This is a genomic window from Moraxella caprae DSM 19149, from assembly GCF_000426885.1.
In the GTDB taxonomy this organism is placed as follows: domain Bacteria; phylum Pseudomonadota; class Gammaproteobacteria; order Pseudomonadales; family Moraxellaceae; genus Moraxella; species Moraxella caprae.
This window is the reverse complement of the sequence record NZ_KE384584.1, coordinates 47,821-60,860: the sequence shown is the minus strand read 5'-3', so window position 1 is coordinate 60,860 and position 13,040 is coordinate 47,821. Positions and strand designations below refer to the sequence as shown.

The 13,040-nt window shown below is 43.6% G+C and carries 12 protein-coding genes; 11 read left to right on the top strand and 1 reads right to left on the bottom strand.

Features of this window, described 5'->3' with window-relative positions; translation table 11 throughout:
* The first annotated feature begins 96 nt into the window (after positions 1-96).
* From ispF to K941_RS0113500, 11 genes are all read left to right on the top strand, one after another.
* Positions 97-576 carry a 2-C-methyl-D-erythritol 2,4-cyclodiphosphate synthase gene (gene ispF / locus K941_RS0113545; protein ID WP_036388597.1) on the top strand — a complete coding sequence of 160 codons (480 nt, stop codon included), beginning with the start codon at positions 97-99 and terminating at the stop codon, positions 574-576.
* 99 nt (positions 577-675) lie between these two features.
* Entirely contained in the window at positions 676-1,230 is a 555-nt protein-coding gene (locus K941_RS0113540) for a cysteine hydrolase family protein (protein ID WP_029103998.1), read from the top strand.
* Positions 1,231-1,464: 234 nt separating this feature from the next.
* Positions 1,465-4,131 (top strand): hypothetical protein, encoded by a 2,667-nt coding sequence (locus K941_RS0113535; RefSeq protein WP_029103997.1) that lies wholly within the window; start codon positions 1,465-1,467, stop codon positions 4,129-4,131.
* 104 nt (positions 4,132-4,235) lie between these two features.
* The gene (gene grxD / locus K941_RS0113530) at positions 4,236-4,571 is read left to right on the top strand and encodes a Grx4 family monothiol glutaredoxin (protein ID WP_029103996.1); all 336 of its coding nucleotides are present in this window, start codon (positions 4,236-4,238) and stop codon (positions 4,569-4,571) included.
* Positions 4,572-4,675: 104 nt separating this feature from the next.
* The gene (locus K941_RS16150; RefSeq protein WP_051226104.1) at positions 4,676-5,029 is read left to right on the top strand and encodes a hypothetical protein; all 354 of its coding nucleotides are present in this window, start codon (positions 4,676-4,678) and stop codon (positions 5,027-5,029) included.
* A gap of 41 nt (positions 5,030-5,070) precedes the next feature.
* Positions 5,071-6,006: a WG repeat-containing protein gene (locus K941_RS16145; RefSeq protein WP_051226103.1), complete on the top strand. Its 936-nt coding sequence runs from the start codon at positions 5,071-5,073 to the stop codon at positions 6,004-6,006.
* A 22-nt stretch (positions 6,007-6,028) separates the two neighbouring features.
* A complete protein-coding gene (locus tag K941_RS16655) occupies positions 6,029-6,589 on the top strand; it encodes a WG repeat-containing protein (protein ID WP_084137785.1) in 561 nt (186 codons plus the stop codon).
* Positions 6,534-6,836, top strand: coding sequence for a WG repeat-containing protein (locus tag K941_RS16650; RefSeq protein ID WP_167539615.1), 303 nt, complete (start codon positions 6,534-6,536; stop codon positions 6,834-6,836). Before K941_RS16655 ends, K941_RS16650 begins: the two co-directional genes overlap by 56 nt.
* Before the next feature lie 122 nt (positions 6,837-6,958).
* Entirely contained in the window at positions 6,959-8,863 is a 1,905-nt protein-coding gene (mnmG, locus tag K941_RS0113510) for a tRNA uridine-5-carboxymethylaminomethyl(34) synthesis enzyme MnmG (RefSeq protein ID WP_029103995.1), read from the top strand.
* Positions 8,864-9,276: 413 nt separating this feature from the next.
* The gene (locus tag K941_RS0113505) at positions 9,277-9,705 is read left to right on the top strand and encodes a hypothetical protein (protein WP_147287559.1); all 429 of its coding nucleotides are present in this window, start codon (positions 9,277-9,279) and stop codon (positions 9,703-9,705) included.
* A 91-nt stretch (positions 9,706-9,796) separates the two neighbouring features.
* Positions 9,797-10,750, top strand: a complete 954-nt coding sequence (locus K941_RS0113500) for an AEC family transporter (RefSeq protein ID WP_029103993.1) — start codon at positions 9,797-9,799, stop codon at positions 10,748-10,750.
* On the opposite strand, the gene K941_RS0113495 is transcribed toward K941_RS0113500, so the two are convergent.
* Positions 10,747-12,921: a DNA primase gene (locus K941_RS0113495; RefSeq protein WP_029103992.1), complete on the bottom strand. Its 2,175-nt coding sequence runs from the start codon at positions 12,919-12,921 to the stop codon at positions 10,747-10,749. The genes K941_RS0113500 and K941_RS0113495 overlap by 4 nt on opposite strands.
* Positions 12,922-13,040: the final 119 nt, after the last annotated feature.

The window sequence follows — 13,040 nt, the reverse complement described above, 5'->3', positions numbered from 1 at the left end:
GGTAAACTTGCCATTATATAAGGCTTGCTAATTATTTTACAAGCCTTGTCTGCTCTAAACCAAGATAAACTAAGGCAAACCAAAAAAGGCTCAATCATGATAAAAATCGGTCAAGGCATAGACGTTCATGCTTTTACAGATGGCGATTTTGTAACGCTTGGCGGTGTGTGCATTCCTCACACGCACGGCATTAAGGCTCATTCGGACGGCGATGTTTTGTTGCACGCTTTGGCGGATGCACTGCTCGGAGCGTTGGCACTTGGCGACATTGGACAGCATTTTCCCGACACCGACCCTGCTTTTAAAGGGGTGGATAGTAAGATTTTTTTAAAGCACGTCTATGAACTTGTCAAGTCGCACGGCTACACACTAGGCAATGCTGACATGACGGTTATTTGCGAGCGTCCAAAAATCGCGCCATATAACACCGCGATGCGTGAGACCATCGCAGGTGTGCTTGGCACAGGTGTGGACTGTGTGAGTATCAAGGCGACCACCAATGAAAAAATGGGCTGGATAGGGCGTGGCGAGGGCATTTGGGCGAGTGCGGTGGTGTTATTGCAAAAGGTGGATTGATTTTATTGATAAAAAACCCAAAAATTAGCCAAGTTGTAAGGTGTGTAATACGCACCTTATAGATTATGATTATTTTCAAACTTATTTAATGGGAAATTTATGATTGACGAAAGCACCGCTTTACTTTTAATTGATTTGCAAATTGGCTTTGACAATCACGCCCATTGGGGTGGCAATAGAAATAACCTAAATTGCGAGCAGGTTTGTTTTAAATTATTGCAACAATGGCGTAAATATCATTTACCCATTTTTCATATTCAGCACAATTCCACCGACCCCAATTCCCCACTTCGCTCCAATCAAATTGGTAATGACTTTAAACCTTTAACCGCTCCGATAAATGACGAAATTATTATTGGCAAAACGGTTAATTCTGCCTTTATTGGTACAAATTTAGAACACGAATTAAAAGTTCGTGATATTAACAAATTGGTGATTGCGGGATTGACCACCAATCATTGTATCTCTACCACCACCCGAATGGCGGGAAATTTGGGTTTTAAAGTGTATGTGGTGGCGGACGGCACGGCGACTTTTGATAGGGTGGGCTTTGACGGCAAACGCTATGAAGCCGAGCTTGTACACGCCATTAGCCTTGCCAATTTACACGGGGAATTTGCGACTGTTTTGATGAGTGATGAGATTTTAAAATGAATGCCATCACAAAATAACACTGTTTAAACTTAGATTTAAATGGTGTTATTTGCATTGTCATTATGGTATAATCCCAATCATATTCCCTTTATTATAGTAAATTCAATTCAAAATACAACAAAGGTTTTTTGTCATGGTTTGACAAGCTCACCACGAACGAAAAACCGTTATCCGCAGGCATAGCTCAGGGCAAACGGTTTTTGTGTAGTTTTGATATGAATTGAGTGTATCATCATGTCCATATTTTCAAAAGATTTTCTAGCAGAACGCCAACCCACCCAAACCACCGCCATTATTTTGGGTACTTTACAGTCTTTTTTAAAAGGCAAGCCCCTTGAAACAGGTTTTGCCTTTGAAAATGAACTCAAAGCCTGCCGATTGGACTACACGCTGGCAAGTTTACAGCGAATTGATGATTTTTTGGACAACATTCGCACCACCCACAGCCTTGACCGCAACGATTTTTTAAATGGCGGTGTGCCAAGCAATCATACTTTTTTGTTTTTGCTGGCGTTTTATTGTGGCGAAATGCGTGGACGGCTGGCAGGGGTTGCTCCCATTTGGCATGATTATGAGGAATACATCGCTGAAAATCCCCAAATGCAAAGCATTTTCCCCGCCATAGACGAATACCGTTTTGTTGCTACCTATCATCGTGCCGATAATATTAATCAGCATTTTCCACTCGTTGCCATTTTAGAACGCCTATTTCCTGAATTTGATGAACCTGAAAAATCCGTCTATTTTTCTACCATTACGGGTGATTATCAGGCGTTTGCCCCCGATGAAGTCGTACAGCCTGCAAATCAATCTTTACCGATTGATTTGCAGGCTGCCTGTCAAAATCTGTCGGTACATTGGCAAAGTTATTTACAAATTTTGCCACCCAAATGGATGCTGGGCGATGATTTGATGAGCCAAATCAAGGCCATACCAACCCTTTACCAAAAAGGGCGTGTGGTCTGGGGAGCGCTCGTGCAAGCCAACAATATGCTTTTTGAAGAAGATAATCCTGCCAGTTGCCCTGCCGAGATTATTTATGACAAATCAGGGCGTACGCCACCGCATTTATTGCACGAACTTGCCCAAACTTTATTTTCATTTAAAAAACAAGCGCCTGACGACCTACCACCCAAACTCAAACAATACGTCCAGCACCTACAAAACGAACGCACCCGTTTTTCAGGCGAATTGCCTGCACCGCCAACAACCGCCATGTCGCTTTATGCTAAGACGATATTTGTGTGGCGACTGCATTTGCCTGATGCAATGCTGACTTTACCGATTTTCCCGATTATTATCAATGATGATAATGATGAAGTGATGATTTTGCCTGCAAAATTTTGGGCGCATACCGAGTATTACCAAAAATGGATTGCTAACCCAAAAGATTTCATTCAAGAAATTGTGCCGATGTGGGCGAATTTATCTGCCGATGAAGTCAAGCATTTTTGGCAAGATTATCAAGAACTCGTTGTGCCACAAGCCGAAGAATTGCCCCAATTTGGCAAACCTAATAATGACAATCCGCCAACGATTTCAAGTGATGACACACGCTTTTTAAAACGCTGTCAAAACAAAGCACAGCAAGAATATCGCCGTTGGTATGAATTTTTTGAGATACAAACCGATGACCCTGAATTAGCAGAAGACTTGGCAAAGTCCAAGTTACCTGAAAATTTATACAAGCAATTACGCACAATCAATCTCGCCCCATTTTTGGACGATTTAAAACGTGAAATCAATGTGTCACGCTTGCCAAATGCCAAGCCTTTGCCCAAAGTAGCAACCACTCTTTCGCAAAATTTATCGCCTTTACAGACGGCAAAATTGGTGCAATTTCTACACACGCACGGCAACACTTCTTTGTCCAAATTATTACAAAATGAACGGCAAGTCGGCGAACCTGAACGACCAAGCACAATCAACACTACTGCCGCATTGGCTTTGGCATTGATGTATTTGACGGGCAAAAATGTTCCGCAAACCATTGAAGAAGGGCTTTCGTGGCTGGATTACGCGTCAAAACTGGGCGATAGTCGTGCGTTGTATTGGCAGACCAAACTGGCTTTGGCTGTTCCAAATCTTGTGCCAATCTTATTTAAAGACTTTTTACAAAAAGAAATGGTGGATTTTAATCTGGTTTTGATGAATGAAGGCTGTTCGCCTTTGGCGATTGAGGAAGCGGTCGAGGCATATGCAGAAAATCCCAAAGCACAAAAATGGCTGGCTCGCCGACCGCTCCAAACTGCCTATGAACAAGGCGATAAGGTTGCCGAACAACTTTTAATAAGTTACTTGAACAATGGCATTTTACCAAGCCAAGATGAAGATAAGTTTCTTGATGTGAAATTTTGGGTGATTGATTATTTACTTCATCACAAAAATCAGGATTACACTTATCTGATAAGCTATCCAGATGCTGATTATGCGACTGACGAACCTCCAGCGTGGCACAAATGGGCAAAAGTGGCAGGCGTGCTTATATTAATGAGTCTGGTTAAAATGTGCTTTTTTAACAATAAAAACACAGACCAACCGCCCATAACCACCGCACCCATTAGCACGCAGCCTAATACCGTTCCAAACCCTACGACACAGGTAATCGAGCGGGCACAAAGCATTTCACCAAGCGATGCCGTTGCCCAATTACAAGGCACCTTACCCAAAAAACTGTTTACAGGTTACAACGAAATCACCACCATTCGTCAAGAAAATGGCGTGGTTATTGTAAGTCTAAGCGATAAGAATAAGGGAATGATGTCTATTCAGTCCGCCCAAGCCTTGTATTGCAAAGACCAAGCTTTTGATTTACTGCGTCAAAGTGGGGCAGTCGTCAATTTTGATATTTTAGCTCAAAGCGGATTGCGTTATAAGATAGATAATGTGGCGTGTCAGTAAAATTTCACAAAAAATTGGCAACTTATTAGAAAAAGGCTTGAAATTTACAACACATTCCCCAATTTATACTAAAATAAGCCAATTTTCCCATTTTTGGAGCTGCTATGAGTGAAATTAACCCCCAAGTCAAAGAATTGATTGAAAACCAAATCAAAGACCACAGCGTTCTTTTGTATATGAAAGGCACACCACAATTTCCCCAATGTGGATTTTCAGCTCGTGCCGTGGAAGTTTTGACTCAAATTGGCAGACCATTTGCCTTTGTTAATATCCTAGAAAATCCCGACATCCGTAGCACCTTGCCACTGATTGCCAACTGGCCAACCTTCCCACAGTTATGGGTAAATGGCGAGCTGATTGGTGGTAGCGACATCATTCTACAAATGTACCAATCGGGTGAATTCAAGCCACTAATTGAAGAGCATAGCCCAGAAGTGTGATGGCTGCTTTTAATTGACAGAACCCTGTTAAGTAAGCTTGGCGGGGTTTTTGTTTATAAAAAAATTAAAATTGCTGAGTATCAAGAAACCCGTCTGGAAAAATTATGAATAAAATCAAACAAATCTCCGAAAAAATCCTAACCTTATGCGAGACGCCAAACACCGCCCTAAAAGCCATTCATCTCATCATTTCGCACGGCGGGGCAGGCGAGCTGGCTTGGCAGGTGGTTTATAATCGTGTACTGGCGGATGGTGATGTTGATGGGGCGTATTATTTGGCAAGCTTTGCCCAAAAGGTGGATGATTTGCCTTTTGAAGTGTTGCCTTTGTTGCGTTTGGTAATGGCAAGTAATGATGAGCTGATGAAGCAGGCGTTGCTTGATAAAATGCCCGATGAGGCTTGTGCCAATCTTAACACTTTGCTTGCTGATGATACCCAAAAAGACCTTAATTTTTAAGATCTTTTTTGTCTTTGTGTGATGATAATTTAGGAAAACAGATGAAATACTTTAACAAAAACTGGATGATGATTTTGATGGGCGTGCTGTCGGCAGGGCAGGCGTGGGCGTGTGAAAAACCACAGACCGAAGTTGAATATCATTTTGTGGATTGTTTATCACAAGAAGGGCTTACCCAAGTTTGGCTGTTTGACGAACAAGGCTCAAATGCAAAACACGGCTTTGTTAATAAAGCTGGAAAATTGGTTATTCCATTGCAATATGACCGAGCGTGGGGTTTTAAAGATGGCTTAGCAGGTGTTCAAAAAGATGAAAAATGGGGCTTTATTGACATAACAGGCAAGGTTATCATTCCATTGCAATATGATTATCTTTATAATTTTAATGAGCAATTGGCAGGCATTCAACAAGACGATAAGTGGGGGTTTATTGACAAATCAGGAAAAACCATTATCCCTTTTATGTACGATTGGGCTTTGGATTTTACAGAAGGTTTGGCAGGCGTTAGGAGAAATGATGGCAAATGGGGATTTATTGACAAATCCAATCGTGTGGTTATTCCATTTATTTATGATGAAGTTGATGTTTTTGTTGATGGTTTGGCAAAAGTTGAGCAAGACGACAAGTGGGGGTTTATTGAAAAATCAGGCAAAGTGGTTATTGAGATAAAATATGATTATCTTAATAATTTTAGTGAAGATTTGGCAGGTATGAAAATAGATGGAAAATGGGGATTTATTGATAAAAGTGGAAACATTGTTATTCCTGCCAATTATGACAGCCTTTATGTTGGATTTAATGATGGTTTGGCAGGTGTAGAAATAGATGGCAAATGGGGGATGATTGACAAAACAGGAAAAATTGTTATTCCAATACAATACGACCAACCCTTTTCTTTTTATAATGATGTCGCCGAAGTTGAATTAAACGGCGAAACTTTTTATATTGACAAACAAGGCAATCGTATCAGCCAATGATTTTTAAAAGTGAGGAGTGACAATGAAATTATTGATTGCTATTTTAATTGGTGTATTCTCAATGGGGCAGGCGTGGGCTTGGTGCGAACAACCAAAATTAAATGACAACTATGTTTTTATAGATGGTTGTTTGATTGATGGACTAACAAGAGTCTTAAAAGATAATAAATGGGCTTTTGTGGATAAAGAAGGCGAATTTGTTTTTTCTGCTTCGCAATATGATGAAGTGTCATTTTTCTCCGATGGCTTGGCAGAAGTCAAAAAAGATGACAAATATGGCTTTATTGATACAAGTGGGAAGTTGGTCATCCCATTGCAATATGATAAGACCATTGGGTTTTCCGAAGGCTTAGCAGAAGTTCGTATTGGTAATAAATTTGGTTTTATTGGCACAAAAGGTCAAATGGTTATTGATTTGCAGTATGACGATGTTTGGAGTTTTTCCGAAGGGTTGGCTGCTGTTGAAAAAAATGGAAAATGGGGATTTTTAGATAAAGCTGATAATGTTGTTATCAAACCACAATTTGATGAAGATTCGTATTTCTTTGAATGGGGAGTGGCGACAGTTAAAAAAAGATGGTAAGTATGGGGTGATAAATAAAACAGGAAAAGTGCTTATTCCTTTTGAATACGACAGTTATCTTTTTCCCATTGCTAAAGGGATATTTATGATAGAAGTAAATGGTAAGTATGGTGCAATATCTGATGATGGCAGAGTTTTAATTCCAATACAGTATGATTTTATAAGTGAATTCTATCACGATGTCGCCAAAGTAGAACTAAACGGCGAAACTTTCTATATTGATAAACAAGGCAATCGCTTACCCTAACTTTTATCAACCGCTTTATTCTAGCCATAAAGCGGTTATTTTTCGCCCAAATTCCCCCTAAAAATCCCCAAATCTGCTATAATAACCCAATTTTTCCTAAATTTTTAGACAGATTAACAACTATGACAACACTCTACACTCACCCCAAATCTTATGGTGTCATCGTCATCGGTGGCGGACACGCAGGCACAGAGGCCGCTCTTGCGTCCGCTCGCATGGGGGCAGATACCCTACTTATCACGCACAACATTGAGACGCTAGGGCAGATGAGCTGTAACCCTGCCATTGGTGGTATTGGTAAATCGCATCTGGTGCGTGAAGTGGATGCACTGGGCGGGGCAATGGCACTCGCAACCGACAAGGCAGGCATTCAGTTTCGGGTGCTAAACAGCCGAAAGGGGGCGGCCGTGCGAGCGACCCGAGCCCAAGCCGACCGTATTTTATACAAGGCAAGTATCCGTCATACGCTTGAAAATCAGCCAAATTTGACGATTTTTCAGCAACCTGTGGACGATATTATCGTGGAGAATGGGCGTGCGGTGGCGGTGGTTACAGCCACGGGTATTCGTCTAAATACCCGTGCGGTGGTGCTGACATCGGGGACGTTTTTGGGTGGGGTGATTCATGTCGGGCTAGACCACCAAAGCGGTGGACGGGCAGGCGATATGCCATCCATTCGTCTTGCCGACCGTTTGCGTGAGCTTAAACTGCCAGTCGGACGACTAAAAACAGGTACGCCTGCTCGTATTGACGCTCGTACGGTGGATTTTAGTGTGATGACCCCACAACCAGGGGATACGCCCTTGCCTGTGATGAGTTATATGGGCGATGTTGCCATGCACCCACGCCAAATCATGTGTTATATTACGCACACCAACGAACGCACGCATGACATTATCCGTGCCAACCTTGACCGCTCGCCCATGTTTAGCGGTAAGATTGAAGGGGTGGGGCCCCGTTATTGCCCAAGCATTGAGGATAAGATTCATCGCTTTGCCGACAAAGATAGTCATCAGATTTTTATTGAGCCTGAGGGTTTGACCACGCATGAGCTATACCCCAATGGCATTTCAACGAGCCTGCCCTTTGATGTGCAGATTGAGTTTATTCATACGATGAAAGGGCTTGAAAATGCGCATATCACACGCCCCGGCTACGCCATTGAATACGATTATTTTGACCCACAAAATCTAAAACCCACGCTAGAAACCAAATCCATTGACGGCTTGTATTTTGCAGGGCAAATCAACGGCACGACAGGCTACGAAGAGGCGGCGGCACAGGGGCTACTGGCAGGGCTAAATGCAGGACTCATGGCACTTGGCAAGTCATCGTGGACACCACAACGGCATGAGGCGTATCTTGGCGTGTTGGTGGACGACTTGATAACTCACGGCACCAAAGAGCCGTACCGTATGTTTACAAGTCGTGCCGAACATCGCCTCTTACTGCGTGAAGACAATGCGGATGAACGCTTGACTGCCATTGGGCGAGAGCTTGGGCTGGTGGACGATGAACGCTGGGCGAAATTTAATCAAAAAATGGAGTCCGTCGCTAGTGAAACCGCCCGCCTAAAAGACATCTGGGCAACACCAAATAACGCCATTGGTAAAGCCTTTATGGAAAATACAGGCGAGATTTTGACCAAAGAAAACAGCCTGCTTGACCTTTTAAAACGCCCAAATATCACGTTTGCCGACATTGCCAAAGTGTCAGACAGTACGGTGGGCGATGACGTGGGCGAGCAGATTGAGATAAGTGTTAAATATCAAGGCTATATTGACCGCCAAAATGATGAGATTGAGCAGATGAAACGCCTTGAAAACACGGCTCTACCGCTTGATTTTGATTATGTAAGCGTGTCAGGCTTATCCAATGAAATCGTGCAAAAACTCACCCAAGTCCGCCCTGCAACACTGGGGCAAGCAAGCCGTATCAGCGGTGTTACCCCTGCGGCAGTGAGTTTACTTGCGATGACGGTTAAGAAGATGAAGAAGGCGGAGAAAATGGAGAACTTGGAAAGTTGATTTTTTAAAAGGGTATTTTTAAAAATGCTCAATTTTCCTTGTAATTTTTCCCCAATTCGTAAGGTGCGTATCACGCATCAAAAATTAAATACTGCACCTAAAATGGTGCGTTGTACGCACCTTACGCCTAAAATTAACCGCTTTCAAAAATGAATTTAAACAGTCATAAGACCATACCATAAAATTAATGCATTAAAATTAGGAGATTATTGTGAAAAAATATGCGTTTTTAATGGCAATTTTAATAGACTTCCTGCAAAACTAGGCTTTCCGTTCGCCCCGAGCTTGTTGAGGGGTGGCGGAAAACCGTTATGGTTCGACAAGCTCACCACGAACGGTTTTCCTTATTTTTGGGTTTTGCAGGAAGTCTAATGGTTGGCTGTGTTAATCCAACACAAAACACAACCAAACCAATGACCGCACAGAAACAAACAACTTTGGCAGATTTTGATGTTTGCGTTGATGTGTATGATGAGGCTCGTTTGGAAGATTTGTATTTTGAAAAAACCAAGCAAGCCTTGCAATTTTTTCCAAAATTACTGGACAAAGATAATGCTCCTGTACCAAAATACAATGACGCTAATTTTAATATGATGTGTGGCGGCACCGCTTTAACAGGTAATATCAGCACCAGCCCAAAACAAGGTAAAACTTGGGTGGAAATTCAAACTTGTGGCGATTTGACTTTGCAAAGCGAAAAAGACGCTTGTAGTGTTGATGAAGGATTTTATCACAATGGGTTAAAGGGTCAAAATGGCGAAACCATTATTTTAAAATATGGCTATATTTTCTACATTGGAAAAGATGGTGCGGTAAATGCCTATAAAATTTCATCATTTTAATAACGAGCAGATTTTGACTTTATTTTTGAGTAATTTTTGGTTATGATAAGTCATTTTATCACAACCAGAATTTACCATGAATCCCCAAGAAATCCTCCAAGCCATTAATTTCGCCTTTATGATTGTCTTTCCAAACCTAGCCTTGATGGGGCTGGGTTTTTATATGAAAAGGGCGGGCAAGATTGATGGGAATTTTATTGATACCGCATCCAAAATCGTCTTTAATTTTGGTTTGCCGTGCTTACTGTTTTTTAGCGTGATAAAAAGTGAGGTGAACTATGCCGAGCAGTTACCGCTCATCATGGCAGGGTTTGTGACGACTTTTGTGATGTTTTTTGGGGCGGAACTGTACGCCAAAATGCTCATCAAGGACGTGCGTGATAAGGGCGTATTCGTACAAGGGGTATTCCGCTCGAACATGGCGATTATCTCGCTGTCGGTGGCGACCAACGCTTATGGGGTGGTGGGAACGAGCGTGGGGGCGGTGTATATGGGGATTTTGACGATCTTATATAATATCTTGTCGGTCATTACGCTATCACGCACGAGCCAGAGCAAGGGTTTATCCGCCCAAAGTCGGGACATTGTGATTAAGATTTTTCAAAATCCGCTCATCATCGCCTTGGTGTCTGCCTTTATTTATAAGGGGGTAGGCTTGCCTTTACCGCCTACACCGATTACCAAAACAGGTCAGCTACTGTCAAACATTGCCTTACCGCTTGCCTTGATATGTGCAGGCGCGACGCTGGACATTAAGTCCATGTTGGGGCTGTCGGGCGTCTCCATGCAGGCAAGCATTGGACGGATTATTATTGCGCCGCTGCTTGCGGTGCTGATTGGTGTGGTGTTTGCGCTGCCGCCTGTGCAGTTTGGCGTGTTATTTGTCATGGTGGCAAGCCCTGCCGCCGCCGCAAGCTATGTGATGGCAAAGGCAATGGGCGGTAATGACGTGTTGGCGGCGAACATTTTGGCATTTACCACGGTGGTGAGCATGATAGGTATGGCGGTGGGCATGGCGTGGCTTCGGGTACTAGGGTGGGTTTAGAACCCTTTTTCTATCAGTGTTGCCACGTCTGCCTTGGTGTGCTGACTGTCCCATGTGACGAGTGCTTGTAAGCGACGTTTATAAATCTCGGATAGCACGATGTTTTTGACGTTTTCGCCTTGTTTTTTTAATACGTCTTGGAGACGTTGGCATAGAAGTTCGTTAAATAGCAGTACCATTTGTTCCAAATAATGGTGTTGGTTCAGATAGAAAAACTCACGCCACAGCCTGCTAAGATGGTGTTGTAGCTCCACATTGGGCAGGCTTGCCATGATAAGATGAGCCTTGCCGTCGATGGCGGGTGCCGATTTGTCATGTAGGTCAAACTGAGCGATAGCCCCTGTGTCCACCATGCCCAAAATTATGTCAATGGCACCAATCAACTCTGCCAAATCAGTATCAATGTCTTGCCAGTCGGGTAGGGCAGGCACGGACAGCCCTTGGCGTTCTAAGTGAGTCAGATACGGTTTGTGGGCATCCGCCACGCCAGAGTTGGTCAGTAGGGTGGTCAGGGGGTTGTCTTTGATGATGTGGGGGGCGTAGAGTAGGCACAGGTACAGCTGAGTGCTACTGTCCGTCTCTTGGTGGTAGTTGGCGGTATCCCGAGTGGTTTGTTTGTGGTTTTTGCCACTGAGTCTTGCCCAAAAGTCGTTATTGAGCCACCAGCGAAAACTTGACCCTTTGGGCAGTTTGGCGGTCAGCTCTTTTAGTTCAGCGACCGCTCGGGCTTTATTTTCGGGCAAGGATAAATCATAACGGTTTTGTAGCACGCCATGGATATAATCCGCCATGCTTTGGGCGTGCGTGATTTGGGCATGCATGGCATCTGCCCCATAAGCCTTGATGTAGGTGTCGGGGTCATGTCCATCAGGTAGGGTGAGAAATTTTAAGGCCTTACCATCGGGCAACACAGGCATGGCAACTTCTAGGGTTCGCCACGCCGCTCGCTGTCCTGCGGTGTCGCCATCAAAGCACAGTGTTAGGGTGTCGTTATATTTTAATAGCCCTGCGATTTGCTTGTCATTGGCTGCTGTTCCCATTGGAGCGACTGCCCCATAAATCCCTGCTTGGTGCAAGGCGATGACGTCCATGTAGCCTTCTACCATGAGATAGTTTCCTGCTTTGGCTTGGCGGGCTTCGTACAGCCCATATAGGATGTGCTGTTTGCTAAATACGGGCGACTCCGATGAGTTGATGTATTTGGGCATCTCATCGCCCAGCGACCGCCCTGCAAAACCGACCACTCGCCCCTGTCTGTCCTTGATGGGGAAAATCACACGGTCTCGTAGCAGGTCAAAATCCCGCCCCTTTTGCGATGTTCTGACCAGTCCTAGAATACGCAAGCCTTCGATGTCATGGGGAAAAGCCTGCTCCAAATGTTGCCAACCACTCGGAGCATAGCCCAAGCCAAACGTGGCTATCGTCTCATCGCTTAGCCCCCGTGAGACAAAATATGCCTTTGCTGTGGGGTTTTGATGAAGCATGTTTTGATAAAACTGGGCGATGGCGGACAGCAGGGTGTATAAATCCCCTTCGCCATTTTGGGGGGGGTGATATGGCGGATTGGTGCTATTAAAAGTGTTATCCGCTTGATAAGGGAGATTGTTGTAGCTGTCGTTATAACCGCCATTAAAACCACTGTCAAAGTCGGTATTAAAGTCGGCATCAAAATCATTGCCATAACTGCCATTAAAATTATCAGCAAAATCAGGATAATCATCATTGGCTGATGGAGCGGTATTGTTATGATGGGTTGGTTGGTTGGTTGTGTGGGTGTTTGTGCTGTCTGTATTGCCTTGATTTGTCTTTGTGGGTGTTTGGCTGTTGGGTTTTGGGATTTTGTTTTTGGCGTAGCGGATTTTTTGGGCGAATTTGTCGTCTTTGGGCAGTTCTATGCCCGTTTGTTCGGACAGATAATCGACCGCTTCTTTGAAAGTCATGCGTTCAAATTCACGCAAAAAGGTGATGGGATTGCCTTTAACACCACAGCCAAAACAGTAGTACAGGTTGGTTTGGGGATTGACATAAAATGACGGGGTTTTTTCACCATGAAACGGACAGCACCCCTTAAACTCACGCCCCGCAGGTTTTAGGGTGGTGTGTTTTTTGATGATGGCAACCAAATCGGCAGATGAGTTTAGTCGTTCGAGCGTGGTGTCAGGGATTCTCATGCGTGTATCAAATAAAGGGATGGGAATTTTCCAATTTCAATTTTCCAATTTCAATTTTCCAATTTCAATTTTCCAATTTCAATTTTCCAATTTCAATTTTCCAATTTCAATTTTCCAAT